General features: G+C 42.4%; 20 protein-coding genes, 1 rRNA gene and 1 pseudogene. 7 read left to right on the top strand and 15 right to left on the bottom strand.

The annotated features are described in order from the left end of the window. Window positions 1–13 precede the first annotated feature (13 nt). Together MF4640_RS10930 and parC are read right to left on the bottom strand one after the other, a co-directional pair. Window positions 14–1,693: an AMP-binding protein gene (locus MF4640_RS10930; RefSeq protein ID WP_078389581.1), complete on the bottom strand. Its 1,680-nt coding sequence runs from the start codon at window positions 1,691–1,693 to the stop codon at window positions 14–16. A 148-nt stretch (window positions 1,694–1,841) separates the two neighbouring features. Then, window positions 1,842–4,061: a DNA topoisomerase IV subunit A gene (gene parC / locus MF4640_RS10925; RefSeq protein WP_078389580.1), complete on the bottom strand. Its 2,220-nt coding sequence runs from the start codon at window positions 4,059–4,061 to the stop codon at window positions 1,842–1,844. Window positions 4,062–4,271: 210 nt separating this feature from the next. Between parC and MF4640_RS10920 the strand changes: the two genes are divergently transcribed. Then, window positions 4,272–4,571: a hypothetical protein gene (locus MF4640_RS10920; RefSeq protein WP_153042475.1), complete on the top strand. Its 300-nt coding sequence runs from the start codon at window positions 4,272–4,274 to the stop codon at window positions 4,569–4,571. A gap of 25 nt (window positions 4,572–4,596) precedes the next feature. On the opposite strand, the gene MF4640_RS10915 is transcribed toward MF4640_RS10920, so the two are convergent. From MF4640_RS10915 to MF4640_RS10900, 4 genes are all read right to left on the bottom strand, one after another. Further along, window positions 4,597–5,916: an MFS transporter gene (locus tag MF4640_RS10915; RefSeq protein WP_078389578.1), complete on the bottom strand. Its 1,320-nt coding sequence runs from the start codon at window positions 5,914–5,916 to the stop codon at window positions 4,597–4,599. A gap of 103 nt (window positions 5,917–6,019) precedes the next feature. After that, on the bottom strand, window positions 6,020–6,664 hold the full coding sequence (locus MF4640_RS10910) for a trimeric intracellular cation channel family protein (RefSeq protein WP_004692884.1): 645 nt from the start codon (window positions 6,662–6,664) through the stop codon (window positions 6,020–6,022). A 59-nt stretch (window positions 6,665–6,723) separates the two neighbouring features. Further along, complete coding sequence (locus MF4640_RS10905; protein WP_078389577.1) at window positions 6,724–7,191, bottom strand: YchJ family protein; 468 nt, start codon at window positions 7,189–7,191, stop codon at window positions 6,724–6,726. A 70-nt stretch (window positions 7,192–7,261) separates the two neighbouring features. After that, window positions 7,262–8,842: a TerC family protein gene (locus MF4640_RS10900; RefSeq protein WP_004692886.1), complete on the bottom strand. Its 1,581-nt coding sequence runs from the start codon at window positions 8,840–8,842 to the stop codon at window positions 7,262–7,264. 335 nt (window positions 8,843–9,177) lie between these two features. Here MF4640_RS10900 and MF4640_RS10895 point away from each other — a divergent pair, with 335 nt between their 5' ends. Beyond that, window positions 9,178–9,798, top strand: coding sequence for a TIGR00730 family Rossman fold protein (locus MF4640_RS10895; protein WP_078389576.1), 621 nt, complete (start codon window positions 9,178–9,180; stop codon window positions 9,796–9,798). 59 nt (window positions 9,799–9,857) lie between these two features. Here the strand turns inward: MF4640_RS10895 and MF4640_RS10890 are convergent, their stop codons facing one another. Then, entirely contained in the window at window positions 9,858–10,832 is a 975-nt protein-coding gene (locus tag MF4640_RS10890) for a hypothetical protein (RefSeq protein ID WP_004692891.1), read from the bottom strand. Window positions 10,833–10,997: 165 nt separating this feature from the next. Beyond that, window positions 10,998–12,905, bottom strand: a complete 1,908-nt coding sequence (locus MF4640_RS10885) for a choice-of-anchor I family protein (protein WP_078389575.1) — start codon at window positions 12,903–12,905, stop codon at window positions 10,998–11,000. 160 nt (window positions 12,906–13,065) lie between these two features. On the opposite strand from MF4640_RS10885, the gene mdtD reads away from it, so the two are divergent. The 4 genes from mdtD (at window position 13,066) to MF4640_RS10860 (ending at window position 17,426) form a co-directional block, all read left to right on the top strand. Beyond that, window positions 13,066–14,460, top strand: coding sequence for a multidrug transporter subunit MdtD (gene mdtD / locus MF4640_RS10880; RefSeq protein ID WP_078389574.1), 1,395 nt, complete (start codon window positions 13,066–13,068; stop codon window positions 14,458–14,460). Window positions 14,461–14,558: 98 nt separating this feature from the next. After that, window positions 14,559–15,344: a GH25 family lysozyme gene (locus tag MF4640_RS10875; protein ID WP_411692111.1), complete on the top strand. Its 786-nt coding sequence runs from the start codon at window positions 14,559–14,561 to the stop codon at window positions 15,342–15,344. A gap of 135 nt (window positions 15,345–15,479) precedes the next feature. Continuing rightward, window positions 15,480–16,541 (top strand): DNA polymerase IV, encoded by a 1,062-nt coding sequence (gene dinB, locus MF4640_RS10870; RefSeq protein WP_078389573.1) that lies wholly within the window; start codon window positions 15,480–15,482, stop codon window positions 16,539–16,541. A gap of 528 nt (window positions 16,542–17,069) precedes the next feature. Further along, window positions 17,070–17,426: a RidA family protein gene (locus MF4640_RS10860; RefSeq protein ID WP_004692897.1), complete on the top strand. Its 357-nt coding sequence runs from the start codon at window positions 17,070–17,072 to the stop codon at window positions 17,424–17,426. 61 nt (window positions 17,427–17,487) lie between these two features. Here MF4640_RS10860 and MF4640_RS10855 read toward each other — a convergent pair whose 3' ends face one another. After that, the gene (locus MF4640_RS10855) at window positions 17,488–18,030 is read right to left on the bottom strand and encodes a DUF2726 domain-containing protein (RefSeq protein WP_078389572.1); all 543 of its coding nucleotides are present in this window, start codon (window positions 18,028–18,030) and stop codon (window positions 17,488–17,490) included. Window positions 18,031–18,411: 381 nt separating this feature from the next. Then, on the bottom strand, window positions 18,412–20,817 hold the full coding sequence (locus MF4640_RS10850) for a YgiQ family radical SAM protein (RefSeq protein WP_078389571.1): 2,406 nt from the start codon (window positions 20,815–20,817) through the stop codon (window positions 18,412–18,414). On the opposite strand from MF4640_RS10850, the gene MF4640_RS19710 reads away from it, so the two are divergent. Further along, window positions 20,816–21,043: a hypothetical protein gene (locus tag MF4640_RS19710; RefSeq protein WP_227518530.1), complete on the top strand. Its 228-nt coding sequence runs from the start codon at window positions 20,816–20,818 to the stop codon at window positions 21,041–21,043. The two genes, MF4640_RS10850 and MF4640_RS19710, sit on opposite strands and share 2 nt — an antisense overlap. Before the next feature lie 272 nt (window positions 21,044–21,315). Here the strand turns inward: MF4640_RS19710 and MF4640_RS10840 are convergent. The 5 genes and pseudogenes from MF4640_RS10840 to rrf form a co-directional block, all read right to left on the bottom strand. Further along, window positions 21,316–22,260: pseudogene (locus tag MF4640_RS10840) on the bottom strand (glutamate carboxypeptidase); the annotation flags it as partial. A 79-nt stretch (window positions 22,261–22,339) separates the two neighbouring features. Then, window positions 22,340–23,113: an IS21-like element ISAba8 family helper ATPase IstB gene (istB, locus tag MF4640_RS10835; RefSeq protein WP_034686254.1), complete on the bottom strand. Its 774-nt coding sequence runs from the start codon at window positions 23,111–23,113 to the stop codon at window positions 22,340–22,342. Beyond that, a complete protein-coding gene (gene istA, locus MF4640_RS10830) occupies window positions 23,113–24,132 on the bottom strand; it encodes an IS21-like element ISAba8 family transposase (protein WP_078389570.1) in 1,020 nt (339 codons plus the stop codon). The genes istB and istA overlap by 1 nt, the downstream gene beginning before the upstream one ends. A 57-nt stretch (window positions 24,133–24,189) precedes the next feature. Continuing rightward, window positions 24,190–24,567 carry a hypothetical protein gene (locus MF4640_RS10825; protein ID WP_078389569.1) on the bottom strand — a complete coding sequence of 126 codons (378 nt, stop codon included), beginning with the start codon at window positions 24,565–24,567 and terminating at the stop codon, window positions 24,190–24,192. Between the two features lie 245 nt (window positions 24,568–24,812). Further along, a 5S ribosomal RNA gene (rrf, locus tag MF4640_RS10820) occupies window positions 24,813–24,927 on the bottom strand. Window positions 24,928–25,157 lie beyond the last annotated feature (230 nt).

Here is a 25,157-nt window from a genome sequence, read left to right as displayed (position 1 = left end):
TTTTTATTTGAACTTAAGCTGTTTTACGTAAATCTTTACGTAGGATTTTACCTACGTTTGATTTCGGTAACTCATCCAAGAATTCAACATAACGCGGACGTTTGTAACCGGTTAAGTTCTCTTTCGCGAATGCCAATACTTCTTCTGTGGTTAAAGATGGATCTTTCTTCACCACAAACAGTTTTGGTACTTCACCTGATTTTTCATCAGGTACACCAATGGCAGCGACTTCCAATACTTTAGGATGCTTTGAAACCACTTCTTCAATTTCTGAAGGGTAAACGTTAAAGCCTGACACCAAAATCATGTCTTTCTTACGGTCTACAATTTTCACATAGCCGCGAGGGTCCATGACACCAATGTCACCTGTACGGAAGAAACCATCTTCAGTCATCACTTTAGCCGTTTCATCTGGACGGTTCCAATAGCCACGCATCACTTGGGGACCACGGATTGAAATCTCACCTTGTTCACCCAGTGCAACTTCCTTCCCATCATCATCCAAAATTGCAACTTCAGTTAATGGCAATGGAATACCAATTGTGCCGCTAAATTCTTCTGACGCTGGCGGATTTGCCGTTGCCACAGGTGAAGTTTCAGATAGGCCGTAACCTTCAATGATGTTGGTTCCAGTAATTCGCTTCCACGCTTCTGCTGTAGAAGGAAGCACAGCCATACCACCGCCCATCGCCATTTTCAATTTGCTGTGGTCGAGTTGCTTAAACTCTTCATTGTTCACTAAAGCATTGAATAGTGTATTCACTGCTGGGAAGAATGACGGTTGATATTTACGTAATTCTTTCATCACCGCAGGTAAATCACGCGGGTTTGGAATCAAAACGTTGGCTTGGCCTTTGTACATGCCGTACATCGCACACACCATGAACGCAAAAATATGATATAGCGGTAAGGCACAGAAAATGCGGTCATCAGGTTGACCATCTTGTGCACCAAATTTACTTTGGAAAATACCGTCACACTGCAACATGTTCGCCACAAGGTTGCGATGCGTCAGTTCTGCACCTTTTGATACCCCTGTAGTGCCGCCAGTGTACTGAAGCACTGCTGTGTCACTTAACGTTAAGTTCGGGCGCTTATAGTTACTCGCACTAACTTTCGACATTGCCGCATTAAAGCGAATATGGCCAGGAATATTCCATGCTGGAATTTGCTTACGCACTGAACGTAATACAAAGTTCACCAGTGTGCCTTTTAATGCACCCAACATGTCACCTACAGAGGCAATCACAACATGTTTAACTGGGGTTTTACCATTAATCGCTTGATAAACAGAGGCAAAGTTTTCGATGATCACTAAAACTTCTGAACCCGAGTCATTTAACTGATGTTCAAGTTCACGCGCGGTATACAGTGGATTGACGTTAACCAGTACTAAACCTGCACGGAATACACCCAAAGCAACGATAGGATACTGAAGAACGTTCGGCATCATCACAGCGACACGTGAGCCTTTTGCTAGACCCAAACTTTGTAAATACGTTGCAAATTTACGGCTTGCTTCTTCTAACTCACTAAAAGTGAGTACTTTATCCATAAAGATAAAAGCATCACGAGAGCCAAATTTTTGGAAATTTCGTTCAAAAACATCTACTAATGACGTGTTTTCTGGTGGCAATTCTACAGTCTCTGGAATCCCCATTTTTTGGTATTCTGCGAACCAAATTTTTTCCATATCGCCCGATTCTCCTATCAGTAATCCTTAAATTTCAACTATTGTTCTCAATATTAAGCGCTCTTTATTTAACTTCTGTTGCTTAATACTGCATCCATTTCCCGCATACATACCATATATAACGTATTTTGATCAATGGATGCTAGTTTTATCTCTGAACTAACAGTTTATTTGCTTTTTGATAACCACGTGGTAATAACTGCCCTTTTGATGCTCTTTTGCCTATGTATTTTTGCAAGTCATCACCCTTCAATTTTAATTGCTGCTGTCCTGCAACGACTTGCAGTATTTCATCTAGCGTTAATCTTGTCATGAATACAATTTGATCTTTCTCTTCAAGTTGTATCAATTTATTACCTTTACCTTTATTCAAAATAGGCAACTCTGACAACTCTAAAATCAACAAACGACCCGTTGAGGTCAGTAACGCCAAATGGGTGGCCTGATCAACACTGGTTAACGGCATAACTGTGGCTTTTTCAGGTAAAGTCAGGAAGGCTTTACCTGCTTTTGCATTGGTATCTAACTGTTTTGCCTGTGTTTTAAAACCATATCCTTTACTACTTAGCGCTATGACTTCGGCTTCATCATCAGCAATAAAGACTTGTTTAAAACCAATACCACTGGCTGGGGACAATTTTGAACTCAACGGTTCTCCCAGACCACGCGCGGATGGTAGGCTATTAATGGCTAGGGCATAACTACGTCCTGACTCATCCAATACATACACGCGCTGATTCGATTTGCCTTGCGCATGACTGAGGTATTGATCGCCTGCACGGAAGTTCAAGTTTTCAGCATCAACTTCATGACCTTTGGCTGAACGAATCCATCCTGCCTCAGACAACACCACAGTCACAGGATCAGCAGGCATGAAATCCTGCTCACTCATCGCCGTCGCTTCTGCACGATGCACGATTGGCGAACGACGGTCATCGCCATATTTTTTCGCATCATCTTTGAGTTCATTGATGATCAAAGCTTTTAAAGACTCTGGATTAGCCAACTGTTCACGAATCAGTGCAGCTTTAGCTTCTAACTCTTCTTGCTCACGGCGCATTTCCATTTCTTCAAGTCGAGCCAAATGACGTAACTTGAGTTCTAAAATGGCTTCAGCCTGAATATCATCAATATTAAAACGTGACATCAACTCCGCTTTGGGCTGTTCTTCTTCACGAATAATACGAATCACTTCATCAATATTTAAATAGGCAATAATCAAACCGCCCAAAATATGTAAGCGTTTTTCAATTTTATTCAGGTGATATTGCAGACGACGGGTGACGGTTTCCTTTCGAATTTCAATCCACTCCAGCAAAATACGACGAATCGATTTCACTTGTGGACGGCCATCCGCGCCAATCATGTTCATATTGACCCGATAACTCGACTCAAGATCAGTGGTGGCAAAAAGGTGACTCATCACCGCTTCAGCATCAATCCGATTTGAGCGCAGTACAATTACCAAACGGGTTGGGTTTTGATGATCCGATTCATCTCGTACATCGCTCACCAAAGGCAGTTTTTTCGCCTGCATTTGATCTGCAATTTGCGAAATAACTTTCGAACCTGAAACTTGATAAGGCAAGTCCGTGATCACAATTTCATTTTTTTCGATGCGATACACCGAACGCATACGATAACTGCCCCGCCCTGTGCTTTGAATTTTTAACAGCTCTTCAGGTGGCGTAATAATTTCTGCTTTGGTCGGCAAATCGGGTGCAGGAATATATTCTGCAACTTTTTCATCGCTTAAATTTGGATTGCGAATTAAGGCAATGGTGCCTTTCACGACTTCACGCAGGTTGTGTGGTGGAATGTCCGTAGCCATACCAACCGCAATGCCCGTAGTGCCATTTAACAAAATATTCGGAATACGTGCAGGTAAAGTCACAGGCTCTTTCATCGAACCATCAAAGTTGTCCTGCCAGTCACAAGTCCCCTGTCCCAGTTCAGACAAAAGCACTTCACTATACTGAGATAATTTGGCTTCGGTATAACGCATCGCCGCGAACGATTTTGGATCATCGGGAGAACCCCAGTTACCTTGACCTTCAATAAATGGATAACGATAACTAAAAGGCTGCGCCATCAGCACCATCGCTTCATAGCAGGCCGAATCACCATGCGGGTGATACTTACCGAGCACATCGCCAACGGTACGCGCAGATTTTTTGGGTTTACCGCTGTGTTTCAGGCCCAACTCACTCATGGCATATACAATACGGCGTTGTACAGGTTTTAAACCATCGCTGATATGCGGTAAGGCACGATCCATGATCACGTACATGGCGTAGTTGAGATATGCTTGTTCAGTAAATTCTGCTACGGAACGGTTTTCTGTCGCTTGATGCGCAAGGTTCGTCATAACAACCTGTCATCCTAATTAATCGTTTTTTGTTTAAGTTCTTATGCTATGTCGCAGGCTCTGCCTATACAAGTGAAAGCGTACACCACTACGACAAATTGCGTCTTTAGATGTTCCTAGTGTCGTAAAATTATCCATTTTTTTTAAAATGAGCAACTAATTATTTTGAAGTTCGGTTCCTGTGTTCATCTCTGCTCATCAATGAAAATAATGAAGCAACTTCAGCCCACTCAACTTGATCGATACGATCGACAAAAAATCGGGTCATCCTCGCCCAAAATGCAACACAACGAATCGGGTATATTGCATCAATCAAGCAGTGAATATTTAAAAGGTCTCATCATTAACAAGATCTTCATTTATCAAAATGCAACGTTGAGAGGCCACATTTCAGTCGAGCAGATTGAATTTTTTATTGCTGAGTTGGATCTGGTTATCGGCTATTTTCAGATCCCTCATCTAGATTTTATGTTGAAGTGTATTGAAGACTGCGAGTCTCAGCACATCTGACTCTCAATCTTCAGCGCGGACTAAATTACAGTCCAATTTCTTCCAATGTTTTGCCTTTGGTCTCTTCACCCAAAATCAAAATTACCGCTGCCACCGCAAGCAATACCGCGGTAAACATCATGAAAATCGCACTAAATCCATTGCTCTGTACCATCATATGCGTCACCACCATCGGTGCGACAATGCCGCCCATACGACCAATGGCCGATGCCCAGCCCGAACCAAAAGCCCGGATATTGGTTGGATATTGCTCTGGGGTATAGGTATACAACACGCCCCATGCACCGAGGTTAAAGAATGACATCAAACAACCCCAGAACATGATCATGCTCACAGTATCAGCTTGACCAAAGAAATACGCGGAAACTGCACACATGCCAATAAAACCAGCCAAGGTTGCTTTACGTCCCAGCTTTTCGACCAGCCATGCTGCGGCCACATAGCCTGGCAGCTGTGCCAAAATCATCACCAAGACATATTCAAAAGACTGAACAATGCTATACCCCTGCTTCACCAGCAAACTCGGTAACCATGTAAAAATGCCATAATACGAGTAGACAATACCAAACCAAATCAACCATAACATCAAGGTTCTACGCGCAAATGCCCCCGACCAGAGCTGGGTAAAAGACACGGTCTTTTTCTCTGCCACCGGTTTAACGATGATATGTTCAACGACTTCCACACCGCATTGACGTTCAATCTGCTGCACCAAAGCATGCGCTTCCACAATGCGACCACGGTTGATGAGATAAGGAATTGACTCAGGCACCTTGAACCAAATCACAATGGCGTACAGTGCAGGAATCCCACCGATTAAGAAAGCCATATGCCAGTCAAATTTTGGAATCACAAAATACGCCACCAATGCAGCGCAAAGCCAACCTAGACCCCAAAAACTTTCTAGCAGCACGATAAAACGCCCACGCACCTGCGCAGGAATGTATTCACTGACCAAGGTCACCGCTACTGGCAACTGTCCACCTAAGCCTAAACCCACAATAAAACGAAACGCCAACAACCACGTTAAGTTCGGGGCAAAAGCACAGGCTGCCGTCGCTAAACTGTAAATCACTAGGGTCGCGGCAAAAACTGTTTTGCGCCCGATGCGGTCGGCCAAGCCCCCTGAACACACCGCACCAATCGCCATTCCGACAAAGCCAATGGAGACCACCCAACCTTTCTCGGTTGGGCTCATGTGCCAATCTTCGGCCATTTTTGCCAAAATAAAAGAAATCAGCCCCGTGTCCATGGCATCGAACATCCAGCCCAAGCCAATGACCCACAACAAGGTGTAGTGAAATTTACCGATCGGTAAGCGTTGTATGCGAGAAACTAAATCCATAGCTCGGCCTCTAAAGCGGGAAAAGATAGCAGGCTGCTTTCTCAACAGGCTTTATCATTATGTGCTTTTTTTATACAAATAAGGCAGTCAAATCACTGCTATTTTAGCTGGCATCTTTCGAGGAAGCCGATTGCTCATCATCATCTTGATAAATGAATTTCGGCATTTCTAAGCCAAAGTAAATCGCGATTAGACGTAAGCTAAAACCAAAGATCAAAGTCGAAATCACAGTCAGCTCAAGTGATAAACCGAGCTGAATGCAGCCCCAATAGAAAATCACCGCGACAAAAGAAATACTGGCATACAGCTCACGGCGGAACACCAAAGGGACGTCATTACACAAAATATCACGCAAGATACCGCCTGAGACTCCTGTCAGAACCCCTGCAACTGCAGATACCACAAAACCATGTCCCATTTCTAAGGCAATTTGACAGCCGATGATGGTAAAACCGATCAGGCCCAGAGCATCGAGGACCAAGAAAATGTTGCGTAAATGGCGCATCCACTTAGCAATCAAAATCGTCATAAAAGCGGCAAAACACGTCAGCATCAGATATTCAGGATGTTTGACCCAAGTCAGCGGATAATGTCCCAACAACACATCGCGGACAGAACCGCCACCCAGTGCTGTGACACAGGCAATAATCACCACACCAAACCAATCCATACTACGCCGACCCGCCGACAGTGCACCTGTCATTGCCTCTGCTGTGATCGCTATAATATAAATAATAGTGAGTAACATCGCCTGGATTCCATATAGGCTAATTGATGCGCGCTATTCTAAGCCAAATTTGCTTAAAATTATAAAAATTGTGCACAACATTGTTTAAATTTTTTCCCTGAACCGCAGATACACGCTTGTTTCATGTTGATTTGCATTTCAGTGGTTGGATCTAAAAAATACCATGCCTCTGCATGTTTCACAAAATGTGAAATTTCATGATGTATCTGTGGCGATGTGCCATCATGATAATGGGCTTTGAACTCGACCATGGCATGGTTTTTATCGAGTTTTTCATTGGCCTGCACGACGTCTAACTTCAACCATTGATTGCTTCGACTCCACTCTGCAATTGCTGCAACATCTAGAGCCTGTTGCTGCCCCAACGCTGTGGTTTGCACAATGTAATCAATTTGCTGTTTGGCAAAAGCACTATAACGTGAGCGCATAAGTTGAGTAGCGCTCTGCGCACGGCTTTGTCCCAAGTGCAATGGCTGACAGCACTGCTTATATTCGCCCTGCCCACACGGACACTCAACATTACTCATGATTTTTCCATAAAAAATAGCTCGACATTGCGAGCTATTTTAACCTGTTCAAACCAGATTAAGGTTTGTTTTAAGATGATTCCTTGTGCAGATCTGACTTGGGAATTACATGCACTTTTTCAATTTTGTGCCCATCCATCGTCACCACTTCAAAAATACAGCCATCTGCTTCAAGGCTAGAGCCATTTTCAGGTAAACGACCTAAATGAAAGAGGATATAGCCTGACAAGGTTGAGTACTGATCAGACTCGTCGACCAAATCACGATCCAACAATAACGACACATGGCGAATATCGGTTGAGCCATCGAGCATCAGGCTACCATCTTCTAAACTTTCAGCCACATTATCTTCAGCATCTTCATCAGGGAACTCCCCTGCAATCGCCTCTAATACGTCAATCGGTGTGGCAATCCCTTCAATCGAGCCGTATTCGTTCAAGACCAAAGCCATTTGCAACGGTGCTTGACGCAATTGTTCCATCACCATCAGGACTTGCGCATTTTCATGCACAATCACAGGTTCACGTAAATGTTTATCAAAATCGAGTACACCCGTTTCAATATATTCATTCAAAACTTTATGGGTCAGCACCACACCTGCGATGTTGTCTAACTCGCCCCGTGCCACAATTAAACGTGAATGCGTAATACTGAGTAGTTGTGACTTGATTGAGGCTTCTTCATCCTCTAAATCAATCCACTCCAACTCTGGACGTGGGGTCATCACGGACTTCACTGGACGTTCAGACAAACCCAGCACCCCTTGTACCAAGACACTATGATAGACCCCATTTTCAGGATCAAACACTTCATCCGCATAAGCGCGAGTTGCCAGGACATCTTCAGGCTCAGAGGCATGATCACTACTTTTACCGCCCAACATTCGCAGCACCGCAGATGCAGTTTTATAGCGAAGGTCTGTGGTAGTGACCATTTTTTCTTGATTACGGCGCATGGTTTGGTTGATGAATTCAACAATTACCGAGAAACCAATCGCGGCATATAAATAGCCTTTTGGAATATGGAAACCAAAACCTTCTACAATCAATGAGAAACCGATCATCATCAAGAAGCCGAGACACAAAATCACCACGGTCGGATGTTTGTTGACAAATTCCATCAAGGCTTTCGATGCCCACAGCATAATGCCCACGGCGATAACCACCGCAATCATCATCACAGACAGGTGTTTAACCATACCGACTGCGGTAATCACCGAATCTAAGGAAAACACAGCATCCAAAACTACAATCTGAACGATCACCATCCAAAACACAGCATTGGCTGGACTTTCTTCTTTCTGAACCACTTTGGCGTCAATACGTTCATGCAGTTCCATGGTGCCTTTAAATAGTAAGAACACCCCACCAAACAGAAGAATCAAATCCCGTCCTGAGAAAGGATGATCGAAGATATGGAACAGCGGCTCGGTCAGTGTCACCACCCAAGCAATTGAGGCCAACAGCACCAAACGCATTAAGAGTGCAAGGATCAAACCAACAACACGGGCCGTATTACGTTGTTCTGGTGGAAGTTTCTCCGCCAAAATCGCAATAAAAACCAAGTTATCAATCCCCAGCACAATTTCCAGCACCACTAGAGTGAGTAACCCCACCCACGCAGAAGGATCAGACATCCATTCAAATATCATGTGATCTGCTCCTGTCGAGGGGAAATATATGGTGCATAACGCAACTTAAGCGGATGAAAAGGAAGATTCAGCACCAATGGCTGTAATTTTTTTTCGGAAAACTGAAGATGTCTTGAGCGACAACTACCACTACCCATGTTCGTTCTTGTGTTGTAAAACAGGAAATAAGTATAGGCAAGATCTACATGAAATTCATCTTTTTTTCAAAAGCGCACTGTTTTAAAAGATTTAACAAATTATTACCCGATTGTTAGATTAAATACAGCTTGCCGTCACATTTCTTGCTTAAACTAAGAAAGAAAAAGTAGATAAAGCAAAAGGTAAAAACATACGCCATGAATAGTGAATTAAAAATATCCTCTCTCAACACTGAAGTAAATGTTCAAACCACTCAACCTCTGATCGCACTTTACTGCGGTTCTCGTTCAGGCAATAAACCGATTTATCAAGAAAAAGCGATTGCACTGGCACAAGGTTTAGCTAAACAGGGTTTTGGTCTGGTTTATGGGGGGGCCAGCATTGGCCTCATGGGACAAGTGGCCGATGCCATGATTAGCCACGGCGGTGAAGCAGTCGGCGTCATTCCAGAATTTATGCTGGATTATGAAATTGCGCATCACCAACTGACCGAATTACATATTGTACAAACCATGCATGAGCGCAAAGCCTTAATGGCCGAACGTGCAAGTGCCTTTGTCGCACTACCTGGTGGTTTAGGCACTTTTGAAGAAATTTTAGAAGTGGCAACCTGGGGACAACTGAACCAACACCAAAAACCGATGATGATTTATAACGTCAATGGTTTCTATGACGCACTGATTACCCAGTTGGATCATGCAGTAGAAGAAGGTTTTCTACCGCCACAGCACCGCGCAAAAGTAATTGTATGCAACCATGCTGAACAGATTTATTCAGCTATTGCCAACCTCGGCAGCCCAGCGCACTTTGCCATTTAAATCCTGTTCTTAATGCCATAAAAAAGCGAGCCTAGAGCTCGCTTTTTTAACATGTGTGGTTATTGCCCATAATGGGTGACAAAGTTATAGAACCACGGCAGTGTGGTCGCCAAAATCACCGACATAGCTAAACCAAACATCAATTTCATCGCATCTTTACTGACGTTACGCGAAGTGCGATGTTTGTTCACTTCATCAAAAATCATCGACATTGCAAACTCACGACCTGCAAGTAAACCTAAGAATACCCATGTGGTACTCATTGGAATATTGCTCCACTCTTTGAACACCAACAAAATCAGGGCATACATAAAGTCAATAATGGTCGCTGCACGAATATCGGTGACACCTGTTTTGGTATCGACAATCTTCTGAATCGCACCACCGCGTTGGTACAAAATCACCGCCAACAACACCACAAAGACCGTGATGGCAAACAGTAAAAATGAAAACGGCACTTGACGGGGTACATAGACGAAAATATTGGCCAAATCTTGAATTAGCCACTGGCTCCACAGAAAAGCCGTAGAGACCCACTGTAGCCCAATCCAAATATGCGACGGTTCTTGATTACGGGTTTTCGCAAAATACTTTGCGACTTGTCGCATCACAAAACGATAGACAATAATCGCAACCACAAAAGCCACCGCATAGCCCATCATCGATTTCACCATCATCGAGCCTAAACTTGCAGGCGAGAAAATGGTTAAAACCAAGAAAGTGGTACTGACGGGAATTCCGTATTTGGTTAAAAATAGCAGTAAAATCGGTGGCACAATATAGAGCCACGTGACCCCACCCTCAGGAAAAGGGATCGTTTCTAAACGGCCATATGATGCATCACCCACACCGGATGCATACCAACCATAAATCAACACCACCACCAAAATGGTACTGATAAAGAGCCAAAGCACCCACCATGGACGATGTGCATTGGATGAAATAAACGTACCTAATGTCTGTGGCACATCATTTCCGACGATAGAATAAGCCGCTAAACAGAAGCCTATCACCATCAAAATTTCGATTGTCATAAAACCAACCTTTTGAATAATTTATTCCAAGACAGTGCCTTTGGACGTTTGCCAAAGATTATGACGGTTTTATTTCATTTTCATGACATCATTGTCATATATTTTTTGTAGCGCCATAAAAAAGAGCACCGTAGTGCTCTTTTTTCAAATTCAAAACTCAGTTTTTTAATTGAGTTTGACTTCATAAACCGCTGTACTACCACTGACTTCATTTCCCACCACCAACAGCGGGCGACCATTGGGTGAATTCTTCGCCGCGATGAAGATCAAACCTTCTGGGCCTAAGTCCCCTTGCTTCGTGACTTCTGTTTCCGTGGTGTTGCGATGGTTCAAATACTGAACAAATTTAGCCTGATTCGGGTTGCTAATGTCATACACCATGATGCCACTGGCACGCTCAAGTCCAATAAAGGCAAAGGTCTTTTCACCAATTTTACCCAATGTCACCCCTTCAGGTTCAGGGCCTTTATTATCACTACGGTCATCAAATTTAAATGCTTCATGATTGCTATTAAATTGATGTGGAAACAACTCCGAAATTTTTCGCTCAAACTCACTCCCCGAGTCCCACACAATCTGCTTGGTTTCAGGGTCGACAATACTCACCGAACGGCCACCATAGGCATATAATTTGTCATAAGTTAGACGACCATTTTCATCTAGCTTCGGCAGACCTGTTAGTGGATCTTTTTGATAACCTTGCGTCCAACTAATGGTCAAACGTCCAATTTGTGAGTCTTTAATTAAATTATCTGCACAGACTTCTGTTGCGTCAGCCGTTTGACAAGGTTTAAACACCTCGGGGTTTAATTTTGCCCCTTTTACGCCCGGTGCAAGCTGACGTAAATGCGCGGCATAATCGCCTTTGGCATCAAAACCTGCTTTTTTAAACAAATGTTTAATGCGTATTTCTTCAGCATAACCAGCATTTAAGTCCCCGCCTTCAAAGTATTTGGCTTCATCCCTTAGCCATTCACGGGCATCCCCCTCATTGGCCGTGACCAAATAGGTTTTTCCATTGGCTTGATATTGTGCAATGGCATCGGGCATATACATGCCATATAGCCCTGGCCAAGAACTAATATTAATCATGCCGGCATCTTTTGCACATTCTGTAATACTACGTCCCAAAGAGTCTTGACCAATAGCACAGTCACGGTCACTTCCATCCAAGGCATTTTCAGGCAAGCTATGGTCCTTGTAGCCCATCGGGAAAAGGTCAAAAAATTGATTTTTTTCTAGGTCTAAAACTCCAATCGCATTGTTTTCCTGCAAACTGACCCATGCTTTTTTACCATCAGCACTGACTGCGATGTACTCAGGCTCTAGGTCTTGTGCAACGGTGGTCGTTTGAATACCTGCGGTCGCTACATTTGGGTATTGACTGATGTCTGGGCCAAAAATACGAATACCTGCATCTAATAAGTCTTGTTTACGATCGTTCCATGCGTGGAAGCCCGCAATGGTTGCTGTTGGTTTTTGAATATCTGAAATATCAATAATGCTGACCGAACCTTCAGGATCGACTTGATACCCTTCATTCGGTTCCGCTTCATTCGCTACCAGTACTTTTCGACCATCAGGCGTGAAGATCAACATATCTGGCAAAGCCCCCACGTTGACTTGGCTGATAAAAGAGAGATCTTGTGCTTTAAAGAAAGCCACAATACCGGTTTGGGTTTTATCCTCAGCCTGAACCGCCAGTGCCACGATACCATTATGCACCGCGACACTATTCACTTCGGAATTGGCTAAATAAGTTTTGGCATCCAAAGATTGGATATATGTCGGTTGCGCTGGTTTGGAGAAATCTAAAACATCAACCATGCCTTTTTGTGCATTCACCACGAAAAGTCGCTTACTAATAGCATCATAGGCGGGAATTTCAGCTGCACTCTGTCCAAATATCCCCGACTCATAACTTGCAACATGAACCAGTTCAATACTATTCGGCGTGGCTTCCTCTACCACTGGTGGTGGTGTGATGGTTTGCGCATCATCACTGTCATTGCATCCTGCTAAGCCCAACCCCATGCATGCTAAAAAGACAGCACTATATGTTTTATTCATCATGATCTAAATATCGATTTAAATTTGACCAATGTATGACGTACGCGTTGCAAACACATGACGTAGAGATGTCAATTTGATGGCATGTGATGAATGCACATTCGCAACAACAGTCCAACTCAAATTAAGCTAAACTGTTTAAAAATTTCACTTTGTTGTATCTATGAACCAAACGCCGACCCATCAAGCACTCGCTCCTGAGTACCGTCTTTTGGTACTTCTGGTTTCGATTGGCTTTTTTATGCAAGGCTTAGATACCACCATTGTGAATACCGCTCTACCCGCTATGGCAGCCAGTTTGAATGAAGACCCACTGCAAATGCATAGCGTGGTAGTGGCCTATGTGCTTGCCGTTGCTGCCTGTATTCCCTTGAGTGGCTGGCTCGCCGACCGTTTTGGAGTGCGCAACACCTATTTCAGTGCCATTATCATTTTTACCCTTGCCTCACTGGGCTGTGGCTTTTCTGAAAGTTTAAATGAATTATTGTTCTATCGTGTGCTACAAGGCATCGGTGGTGCATTATTGCTCCCTGTTGGCCGTTTAGCCATGCTCAAAGTCATTCCGCGGACGCAGTTCTTATCGGCCATGAGTTTAATGAGTCTCGCGGGACTGATTGGCCCTCTGATTGGTCCAACACTCGGGGGCTGGTTGGTCGAAGTCAGTACATGGCATTGGATTTTCCTGATTAACCTCCCCATGGGGCTGTTAGGTGTCCTGATTAGCTTTAAAGCCATGCCGAATGTCACCGAGCAGAATGTGCCGCGTTTTGACTTTTGGGGTTTTATCCTGTTGGTGATCACCATGGCAGGACTATCTCTAGGGATTGAAAATTTTGCCAGTCCGCACCTGACTTTATGGTGGAGTATGGGGCTGATTGTACTGAGCTTAGTAGCTGCGCTTTGGTATGCCTATCATGCACATACCCATCAAAATGCGCTATTTCACAGTAAACTGTTTCGTAACCGTATTTATGCCGTGGGTATTTTAGGTAACTTCTTTGCTCGCCTCGGTGGTAATGCTATGCCCTTTTTAATGCCACTCATGCTCCAAGTAGCTTTCGGTTTTGAACCCTTTGTGACGGGCCTCTTGATGATTCCAACAGTGCTGGGCTCACTGGCCTCCAAACCCATCATTCGTCACTTGATTCAGCGCTTTGGTTATCGCCATGTGCTTTTGGTTAACACCTTATTGGTCGGTGTATGTATCGCCAGTTTTGCCCTTAATACCGCAGATACCCCAACTTGGCTGCGCGCGCTGCATTTCTTTGTTTTTGGTATGCTGAACTCCCTGCAATTTGTGTCTATGAATACCCTCACGCTGAAAGATTTACCGCAACAAGATGCCAGTAGTGGCAACAGTTTCTTGTCGATGATCATGATGGTGTCGATGAGTATTGGTGTGGCTCTAGCAGGTACTTTGGTTAATGTCTTTACGGCATATTGGGGTACAGATCACATCGTCATGGCATTCCATAACACCTTAATTGTTTTGGGCTGTATTAACCTGATTACCGCAGCCATCTTCTGGCACATCCCCAAAGATACCGTGGATTCATAACAGATACAAAGTGCTGCCATTCACTGACCATAATCATCATGGTCAGTTCCGCAAATTCGAGCTATGATGATGAGCTAAAAACCAATACCTGCAAAAGCATGTCCGCAAGAAAAAAAGTTTCCACGCCGTCAAAAACCTCATATCCCTATTACATACTTGCCTGTGTAGTGATGCTATGTGTCGGACTGGGGATCACCTATTTTTTCTTACAGAACAATGTCGCATCTGCCCAAGAGTATCCAGTAAAAGGCTTTGATGTGTCTCATCATCAGGGCGACATCCAATGGCAATCTATTTCTCCCCAAGAGTTTAAATTCGTTTATTTAAAAGCCACTGAAGGGGGCGATTTCAAAGACCGTAAATTTCAGGACAATTGGCTCAAAGCCCGTGAACAAGGCTTTTTGGTTGGAGCCTATCATTTTTATCGTTTATGCCGTGATGGCCAGATTCAGGCCCAGAACTTTATCGAAACTGTACCGAAGAAAACCGATAGTTTGCCGCCTGTGATTGATTTGGAATATGACAGCACCTGTATCAACACCTACACCAGAGAACAGCTACTCAAAGAAATTCAGGTCATGCACGACCAACTGTATCAACACTATGGTTTGCAACCCATTTTTTATACTTCTAAAGCATTTTATAATATTGTTTTAGTCGATGAATTTAAACAAACTCCCCTTTGGATTCGTGAATATCAAGGCCAGCCTGAGCTCAAAGGCAATCCGAAATGGATCTTTTGGCAACACACCAGCCAAGGTCAAATTAAAGGCATACCAACCTTGGTGGATCTCAATGTATTTCAGGGTTCAGAACAAGATTGGATCAGCTTTTTAGAGCGCCAAGGACTTTATCAACTGCCACAAAACTTACCAATCAAGTAAGCAGTTCCAAGCTCATCATTGAAGTTCAAATACAAAAAACACCAAGTCAAACTCTGTCGCTTATGCCACATACAGGACTACGCAATCGATCTGAATAGTGCAATACTGGTTTAGGTTTCAATATTAAAATTCAGCATGCGAAAAATCATTCACATCGACATGGATGCCTTCTATGCCTCGGTGGAGTTACTTGATCGTCCCGACTTAAAGCATTTACCTGTGGTGATTTCTTCACACCATCCTCGTGCCGTCATTGCTGCCGCATCCTACCCTGCACGTAACTACGGACTCCGCTCGGCCATGTCGATGACTCAAGCCAAAAAACGCTGTCCTCAAGTGGTAGTGATTGAACCTAATTTCTCTAAATATCGTGCGGTCTCAGAGCAAATTCATACAATTTTTCAGCGTTATACCACACTCATTGAACCGCTTTCCTTAGATGAAGCTTATTTAGATGTGACGGAAAATTTACAACAACTGGCCAGCGCCACAGAGGTTGCTGAACGCATCCGTGCTGATATTTTTCAGAGTACAGGACTGACCGCCTCTGCGGGTGTTGCACCGAATAAGTTTCTAGCCAAAGTTGCTTCGGACTGGAATAAACCCAATGGTATCTGCGTGATTAAACCCTCACAAGTTCAGCAGTTTATTCAGCACTTGCCGCTTAAAAAAATCCCCGGAGTGGGTAAAGTCATGCAAGAAAAATTACATGCGCTCAAACTTGAAACTTTAGGTGATTTACAGCATGTGGATGAAAATATCCTGATTCATCATTTTGGCAAATATGGCAAACAGCTCTATCTATATGCACAAGGGATTGATGAGCGTCCTGTACAAGCGGAACGAGAACGTCAGCAAATTTCAAAAGAAACAACTTTTGATGATGATTTAACCATTGAACAATGTCTCCAATTTTGGCCCAAGTTGATTGCACAAGTCTGGCAAAGCTTAGAGAAAAAGCATCTGTATGCCCGTGGTGTCACCGTCAAACTGAAACTGAAAAACTTTCAAACCCTACAGCACAGTAAAAGCTTCAAAATGCCATTAAAGCATCAAACGGAACTGCAAATGACCTTAGATATCTTACTCAAAGAAATGCAAATCACACCGGATCAACAATTTCGTCTTATCGGTGTTGGGGTCTATGCTCTTTCGACTCAAGAGCCTTTACCCCAGCTCTCTTTATGGTCTGACTAATTGCTCAATCAGTCATTTTTTAACCAAAAGAACAAAAATAATGCAATTTAGCATTCACAAACTGTGTTTTTAGAGTAATCTAATGACGCGCTGCATTTATCCATGTAACCGCTGAGATGCTAAAACTTACCTTTACTTTTAGCATACGTCCTGTGATTGGCGTGACGATCAAATCCGAAGATTACAGGACATCTCTGATATTTATCATGGTATTCCCCCCTATATTGCAGAGCAGCGCTCTAGCATCAGAATAATCCAATATTTAAAAATATACTGTTATAAAGCCCGCATAAGATTGACCTATTAATCGTGTTCCTTCATCTTTTGTAATTCCCACGTCGAGATATTGAATCCATCCTCTGTTCACATGTACTTACAGCAAGAGATAGAATCCTTCACGCTGTAAAATTCTGCACCTGATTGAAAGCCAAGAGATCACAGCCATCTGTCATACATCAGTTTGTGGTAGGCTATTGAGCTACATTATTATGTTCTATTTTTATACTCATAACACAGGATGCATACATCATGACGGTTCAACGTTTGCATGTCTCAAATCGTTTTTCTGAAGTTGCGATTGCTGGCAACCTCGTTCATTTGGCAGGTCAACTGGCATCTGACTTTGATCTCGATATTAAAGGTCAAACCCAACAAACATTCGACATGATTGACCAATTTTTAGCTGATGCAGGCACAGATAAAAGCCATATCTTATCGGTAACGATTTATTTAAAAGACATTGAAAATGACTATGCAGCGTTCAATGAAGTTTGGGATGCTTGGGTTGCAGACATTGATGCATTACCCCGTACCTGTGTTGAAGCTAAACTTTATGATCCACGAGTATTGGTAGAGTTAACCGTTGTTGCAGTGAAACCTGCATAAAAAATACATGCATGATAAAAACATGATTTTTCATGTTTTTATCATGCGCACTGAGATTCAGTTAGCCGATCAGACGTAATTTTCGAGTTTGTGCTGCATTATAGTAATCATATTTTTTGGCTACACGCGTATCTTTAGTCAAACGCGACGAAGCATAGAGATCACCATAAAAATCTTCACGTAACTGATGATAGTCAGGCACTTCTTCATAACGAATCACTTTATAGCCAGCCATCTCAAGGATCGCATCCTTAAACTGTGCCTTTTGTGGACGTTTCAGTGAAAGCGGATCTTCTAAAGCAACTACTGCCAAAACTTGTTGTGCACTATCCACAATGACAAAATCAGCCACCAAATTGCGGTATTTATTTCGCGTACGCGAAAATTTTGTAGTCAGTAAGGCATCATAAGACACATGTGCCAGAACAGTATGATGCGGTAAAATTTCTTTCAAACGAGTATAAGTCAGTTGCTCATGCATACTAAAAATAGCACGTTGTCTTAATGCACTATCTTGCTGCTTGGTCTTAGGGATCAACGCTTTACTCGCTAAAATCATGACTAGTATCAACAACACGCTACCAATTAACATATAAGTTGTCATATTTGCATCCTTTTGATCTTTATTATAATTTTCGGTATCACAACCATTTTTATTCGATCAGTATAACCTACTGACCATTTATCCAAACCACGCAATAAAAAACTAAAGCTAAAATCAAACAAACGCTGATAAAACTAAACAATTTTTTGCAATGTCATTCGTTGTAACACGTTTTGTTTTAATCTGAATGAAATTTTGGCTCTTTAGCCTATCTACACTGTAATAGAGTGATTCATTCACGTGCAATATGATTCTTCGGATTGACCCAATTTTCCAGACGGATGGCAGAAAAGCCAATCTTTGAGCTATTTTTCTAACGCAATAAAAAAGATCGATCCTAAAAAAGGATGCCGTAGCATCCTTTTTTATATTCAATTGCCATTAAGCACGTGACTTAGACTTTGGTTTTGACTTTGAATGTCCAAATGGCTTCTTGGCGTCACCTGTTTCACGCGGCGGCAAACCTGTATGCTGCGTTAAAATCTGACCACGTTCAGGACGCTTCTTGGTATTTGATGGATGCGATTGATTTTTCGCTTGTTGGTTACGGCTATCACCATTACGTTTTTGCGAATCACCATCCACGGTTGAGTTTTTCTTCCGAGCAGACTGATACTGACCTTCTGTCCCTTGCGGTTGATAGGTTGGAATCAAATGCTGTTTCGAGTTACCAATCAAGTCTTGGCGGCCCATCTCTTTTAAAGCATCGCGGAGTAAAGGCCAGTTGTTTGGATCATGATAACGTAAGAAGGCTTTATGCAGACGACGACGCTTCTCACCTTTCACAATATCCACATCTTCAGTATAACGTGCCACTTTTGCTAGTGGGTTTTTACCTGTGTGATACATGGTGGTCGCTGTGGCCATTGGTGATGGATAAAAAGTTTGTACCTGATCGGCACGGAAACCATTTTTCTTCAGCCAAATCGCCAAATTCATCATGTCATATTCAGTCGTACCCGGATGCGCTGCAATAAAGTACGGAATCAGATACTGTTCTTTACCTGCTTCCTTACTGAAACGATCAAACATTTGCTTGAAACGATCATAGGTCCCGATGCCCGGTTTCATCATCTTAGACAATGGACCTTTTTCGGTATGTTCAGGCGCAATTTTTAAATAACCACCGACATGATGCTGCACCAATTCTTTAACATATTCAGGGTTTAACACCGCTAAGTCATAACGCAGACCCGAACCAATCAGAATCTTTTTGATGCCTTTAATGGCACGTGCTTTACGATATAGCTGCGTTAAAGGTGCATGATCAGTATGTAGGTTTTGACAAACACCCGGATAAACACACGATGGTTTACGACAGTTCTTTTCAATTTCAGGGTCTTTACAATGCAAACGATACATGTTTGCTGTAGGCCCACCCAAATCAGAAATGATGCCGGTAAAACCTGGTGCAGTATCGCGAATCTTTTCAACTTCACGTAAAATTGATTCTTCTGAACGGTTTTGAATGATGCGTCCTTCATGTTCTGTAATCGAACAGAAGGTACAACCCCCAAAACAGCCACGCATAATGTTGACAGAAAATTTGATCATATCAAATGCAGGGAAACGCGCATCAGCATAGACAGGATGCGGTAGACGTGCATAAGGTAAATCAAACACATAGTCCATTTCTTCCGTCGTTAACGGAATCGGTGGAGCATTTAACCAAACATCACGCTCGCCATGCTTTTGTACCAAAGCACGTGCATTTCCCGGATTGGTTTCAAGGTGCAAAATACGGTTGGCATGTGCATATAAAACGGGATCATCTGCCACTGCTTCAAATGCAGGCAAACGAATCACAGCCAGTTCACGCGGCGGTAATTTATGTTTAATTGCCTTTGAAGACGGCTGTAATTGCACAATTTGTGTATCAGGATCGAGTTTATCCCCTTCACGAACAATTTGATTCGTCACAATTTCTTTTTGGAAATTTTGGTATTGGGTTAAAGAATTGCCCTTATCTTTTTCAATTTCACAGCCATCTAAATCTTCAGTCATCACATAAGGATTGATAATCGGATCAACACGGCCAATGGTATCCACATCATTTGATGCAATTTCCACAAACTTGGCTTTAGATGGACGGTTTAACTTATTCACGATAAATGCCGTGCCACGAACATCGGTAATTTCGTGAATTTTTTCGCCTTTGGCTAAGCGATGCATCACCTCAGTAATTGAACGCTCACCATTACCATACATCAAAAGATCGGCTTTTGAGTCCATCAACACTGAACGACGGACTTTGTCTGACCAATAGTCATAATGTGCAATACGACGTAAAGACGCTTCTATTCCACCTAACAATACAGGTACATCTGGAAATGCTTCACGCACACGTTGGCAATACACCGTTGCTGCACGGTCTGGACGTTTATTGGGTAAATTATCTGGCGAGTAGGCATCATCAGAACGGATTTTACGATCAGCCGTATAACGGTTGATCATCGAATCCATATTCCCAGCAGTCACACCCCAAGCGATAGTTGGCTTACCCAAAACACGGAATGCTTCAACATTCGTCCAATCAGGTTGTGCAATAATCCCGACACGGAAACCTTGTGCTTCTAACGTACGGCCAATAATGCCCGAACAAAATGATGGATGATCGATATACGCATCACCACAGACCAAAATAAAGTCACAACTATCCCAACCGAGTTGGTCCATTTCCTCGCGCGACATCGGCAAAAATGGCGCAGGTTCAAAACATGACGCCCAATATTTGTCGTAATCAAACAACGCTTTAGGCGCGGTCTGCATAGTATAAGCAGTAGACATGGCTAGCAATTCTCGGCTGGCAGATGAAAGATCTCAAATAAAGATCAAAGATGAAAGCCGATCATTTTACCATGAATTACATTCAGCTTGCTTGGTTAAAAAAGCATCATATACAGCACGTTATCATTTATTTTTTTATGCAAACGTAATTTCGAAGTTTTTATTTAAAAAGAAACAATTCGACAGTGAAGAGACAAAAGCTGCCCCTTCATTCCTTAAAGAATAAAGACCAAAGTCCAATCACTTGGGACAGCAAGCAATACATCGAGACCCAACAGATTCCGCTGAATAACGCAGCAAAGAATAAAAAAAGTAACATCAACTATAGCTATACCGATCTCTCAGAATATCCCTCACTTTATATAGTTTTTATTTAAGATCTCATCATTTCCTTATAAGATTCTAATATTTAGATTAATGAAAGATGCTGCTAAAAATAAACACCATCTTTCATGATGTAAAAACTCAAATCAGTTGAGTTCTTTCATACCAACTTTATTATTTTTGAGCGGTCGATAAATCCATAATCAACTTTGTCGCTAAATATAAACGCGGCACAATACTTTCGACCAGAATATATTCAGCATTATTCGAATGTGCACCATCACCAGATAAGCCCATGCCTTCTAAAATCGCTGCTTTCGAATTTAAGCCAGCAAATGCGGCATCTGTACCACCACCTGTTGCTTCAGCTAAGACCTTCATTGGTAAGTTAAAATCATTTTTGTAAATAAGCTGTGCTTGTTCAGCCAATTTTTTTGCCTGTGGATTTGCCATTAAAGGTGGGCGACGCATTTCAAACTTTAACTTAACTTCACTATCAGCTAACTTTTTACGTTTAATCCTTTCCTGTAATACACGTTCCACTTGCTGAAAATCTTTAACTTGCAAAGCACGAACATCTGCTTGTGCAGTCGCAAGGTCTGGAATCACGTTACGCACTTTACCTGCACTCGCTACAGTCCAGTTTAATTTCAACCCTGTTTTAGGATTCGATAAATCTTGTAACTGTAAGATTTGATGTGATAATTCTGTCAGTGCATTTATGCCTGCTTCAGGCTTAACCCCTGCATGTGCAGATTTCCCGTGAACCTCTAAATATGCTGCACCAATCCCACTGGTGGCTAATCGTAAACTGCCATCTTTGCCACCACCTTCAAATGACAAAACCACATCTTGGTCTTGTGCAGTTTCAGTAATCAGTTTGCGTGAACCTGGCGAACTGATCTCCTCATCGGAGTTAAGTAAGACTGTGATCGTGCCATAATCTTGATAATTCAACTTTTTCAAAAGATCAAGCGTATGAATAATCGCAGCAACTCCCTGTTTATCATCTAAAATTCCAAGACCAAAAACTTTATCTCCTTCCATTTTAAAAGGTTGGTCTTTCAACATTCCTGTTAAATACACCGTATCCATATGAGCAATTAGCATAATTTTACTGCTGCTGTCAACGGCAATTTAAAACTGACCCCTTTTACCTTAAAAACAGCAAAGTAAAATTGACCCCTTTGATGATTTATTAAGACTCAATTTGTGGTTGAATTCCTACTCTCTTTTTATCCTTCAAACGATAACTCTCACCCGATATCTGTACCACATGACAGTGATGTAATAGCCGATCTAACATCGCAGCGGTCAACGTAACATCATCCGCAAATGACTTAGACCATTGGCTAAAGGGTAAGTTACTCGTCAATATCGTACTGCCTTTTTCATAACGCTTGGCAATCACGTTAAAGAACAGATTCGCTTCTTCACGTCCAAACGGTAAATAACCAATTTCATCGATAATCAGTAACTTTGGTCCCAGTACCGCACGTTGCATATAGGTTTTCAATTTACCTTGCTGATAGGCTGTACTCAGTTGCAGCATTAAATCCGCTGCGGTAATGAACTTGATCTTAATGTTGTTCATGATGGCCTTATAGCCTAATGCCATAGATAAATGCGTTTTTCCTACTCCGCTAGCCCCGAGAAACACCACATTTTCTGCTCTAGCAATAAAGCTCAGATTGAACAGTTCAATCACCTGTGATTTAGGGGCCCCTAGGGCATAATTAAAATCATAGTCTTCCAGGGTTTTGACTTGAGGTAGGCCTGAGAGTTTCATCAGTACCTGCTGGCTACGCTGTTGCCTGGCAGCATATTCATGCGTCAAGATCGCTTCAACAAAGTCGGCATAACTTCCATCCTGACCTAATGTTTGTTGTGCATGATGTGACCATTGTGATGCGATGGCAGGCAGATTAAGCTTTTGGCAAAGTTGCTCTATACGGTCGTATTGCAGATTCATCAGGAAACTCCCAGCAACTGGTCATATACCGATAAGGGATGCTGCAAACTCTCGTAGGGCATGACATGCTCTGCTGCTGCAACAGGTACAGTGCTGGAACCTGTATCTGATTGCGGTAATGGCGTAAATTTTTGCTGCTCTTGTTGCAGTCGAACAGCCGGTTTTTCTTGCGTGGTGGCATGAATCCGCTGATTGGCGGTTTCATGCAGCCACCGGCCAATGTGGGCATTGGCGACATCAACATCTAACAGTAAACCCGAAGTCTTCAGGCTTGCTTTCAATGGCACAATAAAGCTTGATTTGAGGTATCCATTAAAGCGTTCAACTTTGCCTTTGGTCTGTGCACGGTAGGGCTTACATACGCGAGGACGAAAGCTGTACTTCTTGGCGCAGTCGAGCAGTTTGGGGTTCCATTTATGCTGCCCCTCCTGATAGGCATTCCGTTCAATCATGATCGTTTTAGCGTTATCAAACAGGATTTCCTGAGGTACTCCTGCAAAGAACTGAAATGCATTTTCTAGACCATCGATCCATGCATCCGTACGTTCATGATCATAAAATTTCACGAAAGTCGCTCTGGAATACCCTAATGTTGCGACAAAGGCTTTTAAAGTCGTGTTGTTGCGTCGAATCGTAGTGAAATCCACCTGCATTTGTTGGCCAGGTTGGGTTTCAAAACGAATGATCGGTTCCAGTTTGGCAACTGGTTTTAATGTTGCAAGATATTCCCTCAAGATCCTGATCTTTCCTGGATATCCCAACCCTAAAATTTCCTGGTAGAGCACAACAGCAGGAATCCATTCAGGATGAGCTGCGTTTACACGTTGGAGTAAATAGGGTTTATATGGGTCAAGGATACTTATTCTAGGCTGTATACGCTGATACTGAGGTGTGGTGTTTTGCCGTAAATATTTACGTACGGTATTTCTGGACACCCCCAGTTCACGAGTAATAGCTTTAATAGATTTACCTTGCTGATGAAGTATTTGGATTGTCACTGCTTGCTCCAAAGTTAACATGTTGAGCAGTCCAAAATGACCGCTATATTAACCAAGGGGGTCAGTTTTTAAATGCCATTAGGGGGTCATTTTTACACTGCCGCTAACACTGCCCTTACCCTTCAAAATAGCTTTTACCATGGAACCAGTCTGTTGGGGCGTATCATCCATACGATATATATCTTTAGCTTCTACAATACTGACCTCAGCACCTGTCATTTTTAATTGTTCAGCGACATATTTGGCTATCTTATTCACGCCGACAAGATCTTTACTCCCCGACTCAATATTGACTAAAGCCTCTAGAGTATTTAAATAATTCTTTTTTTCTGACTCGACCAGTTGTTTGACCTGATCATTAGATACAGCATGTACTTGCCCAAAAGCCAAACAGCTCAACAACGTACATGAGATTAAAGGAAGTTTTTTCAGCTGATATTGAATTTTATTAGACATACTCATTATTCCATTTAAAGATATTGCTAACAAACTATGAACATTTGATCGACTATTCAATATTTTTAAAAATCTAAAAATAAAAATGTTAGATAGATTAAATGTCATGATCGATAAATAAGTAAATCAGTATGTAGAAACCTATCCTAAACCTCAATTAGACGATTGATTCGTATATTATTTAACCTTCCTTGCATAAAAAAATCCCCCTATCTCATTTGAGTTAGGGGGATTTAGAATTAATGAGCTGGCGATGACTTACTCTCACATGGATAACTCCACACTACCATCAGCGCTAAGAGGTTTCACTTCTGAGTTCGGGAAGGGATCAGGTGGTTCACTCTTGCTATTGTCGCCAGCACAACTGTTTATGACTATTCGTTGGGTCTTATTTACACATTGTGTATGCCTAACTTTCATCAAATGAGTTATTAACAGGTATATTTGAGTTGGATATTTTATCTAGCTTTATAACTAAATCAAGTTGTTTGCAGTGATTTGAACCACAACACCAACTGTTTGGGTGTTGTATAGTCAAGCCTCACGAGCAATTAGTATTGGTCAGCTTCACATATCACTATGCTTCCACA

The organism is Acinetobacter sp. MF4640 (genome assembly GCF_002018895.1).
In the GTDB taxonomy this organism is placed as follows: Bacteria; Pseudomonadota; Gammaproteobacteria; order Pseudomonadales; family Moraxellaceae; genus Acinetobacter; species Acinetobacter johnsonii.
This window is presented reverse-complemented; position numbering and strand designations above follow the sequence as displayed.

What these genes read in the sequence shown, in the direction of transcription:
- MF4640_RS10930 (WP_078389581.1), bottom strand. Translation starts at nt 1,693, where the DNA reads ATGGAAAAAATTTGGTTCGCAGAATACCAAAAAATGGGGATTCCAGAG.
- parC (WP_078389580.1), bottom strand. Translation starts at nt 4,061, where the DNA reads ATGACGAACCTTGCGCATCAAGCGACAGAAAACCGTTCCGTAGCAGAA.
- MF4640_RS10920 (WP_153042475.1), top strand. Translation starts at nt 4,272, where the DNA reads ATGAAGCAACTTCAGCCCACTCAACTTGATCGATACGATCGACAAAAA.
- MF4640_RS10915 (WP_078389578.1), bottom strand. Translation starts at nt 5,916, where the DNA reads ATGGATTTAGTTTCTCGCATACAACGCTTACCGATCGGTAAATTTCAC.
- MF4640_RS10910 (WP_004692884.1), bottom strand. Translation starts at nt 6,664, where the DNA reads ATGTTACTCACTATTATTTATATTATAGCGATCACAGCAGAGGCAATG.
- MF4640_RS10905 (WP_078389577.1), bottom strand. Translation starts at nt 7,191, where the DNA reads ATGAGTAATGTTGAGTGTCCGTGTGGGCAGGGCGAATATAAGCAGTGC.
- MF4640_RS10900 (WP_004692886.1), bottom strand. Translation starts at nt 8,842, where the DNA reads ATGATATTTGAATGGATGTCTGATCCTTCTGCGTGGGTGGGGTTACTC.
- MF4640_RS10895 (WP_078389576.1), top strand. Translation starts at nt 9,178, where the DNA reads ATGAATAGTGAATTAAAAATATCCTCTCTCAACACTGAAGTAAATGTT.
- MF4640_RS10890 (WP_004692891.1), bottom strand. Translation starts at nt 10,832, where the DNA reads ATGACAATCGAAATTTTGATGGTGATAGGCTTCTGTTTAGCGGCTTAT.
- MF4640_RS10885 (WP_078389575.1), bottom strand. Translation starts at nt 12,905, where the DNA reads ATGATGAATAAAACATATAGTGCTGTCTTTTTAGCATGCATGGGGTTG.
- mdtD (WP_078389574.1), top strand. Translation starts at nt 13,066, where the DNA reads ATGAACCAAACGCCGACCCATCAAGCACTCGCTCCTGAGTACCGTCTT.
- MF4640_RS10875 (WP_411692111.1), top strand. Translation starts at nt 14,559, where the DNA reads ATGTCCGCAAGAAAAAAAGTTTCCACGCCGTCAAAAACCTCATATCCC.
- dinB (WP_078389573.1), top strand. Translation starts at nt 15,480, where the DNA reads ATGCGAAAAATCATTCACATCGACATGGATGCCTTCTATGCCTCGGTG.
- MF4640_RS10860 (WP_004692897.1), top strand. Translation starts at nt 17,070, where the DNA reads ATGACGGTTCAACGTTTGCATGTCTCAAATCGTTTTTCTGAAGTTGCG.
- MF4640_RS10855 (WP_078389572.1), bottom strand. Translation starts at nt 18,030, where the DNA reads ATGACAACTTATATGTTAATTGGTAGCGTGTTGTTGATACTAGTCATG.
- MF4640_RS19710 (WP_227518530.1), top strand. Translation starts at nt 20,816, where the DNA reads ATGGCTAGCAATTCTCGGCTGGCAGATGAAAGATCTCAAATAAAGATC.
- MF4640_RS10850 (WP_078389571.1), bottom strand. Translation starts at nt 20,817, where the DNA reads ATGTCTACTGCTTATACTATGCAGACCGCGCCTAAAGCGTTGTTTGAT.
- istB (WP_034686254.1), bottom strand. Translation starts at nt 23,113, where the DNA reads ATGAATCTGCAATACGACCGTATAGAGCAACTTTGCCAAAAGCTTAAT.
- istA (WP_078389570.1), bottom strand. Translation starts at nt 24,132, where the DNA reads ATGTTAACTTTGGAGCAAGCAGTGACAATCCAAATACTTCATCAGCAA.
- MF4640_RS10825 (WP_078389569.1), bottom strand. Translation starts at nt 24,567, where the DNA reads ATGTCTAATAAAATTCAATATCAGCTGAAAAAACTTCCTTTAATCTCA.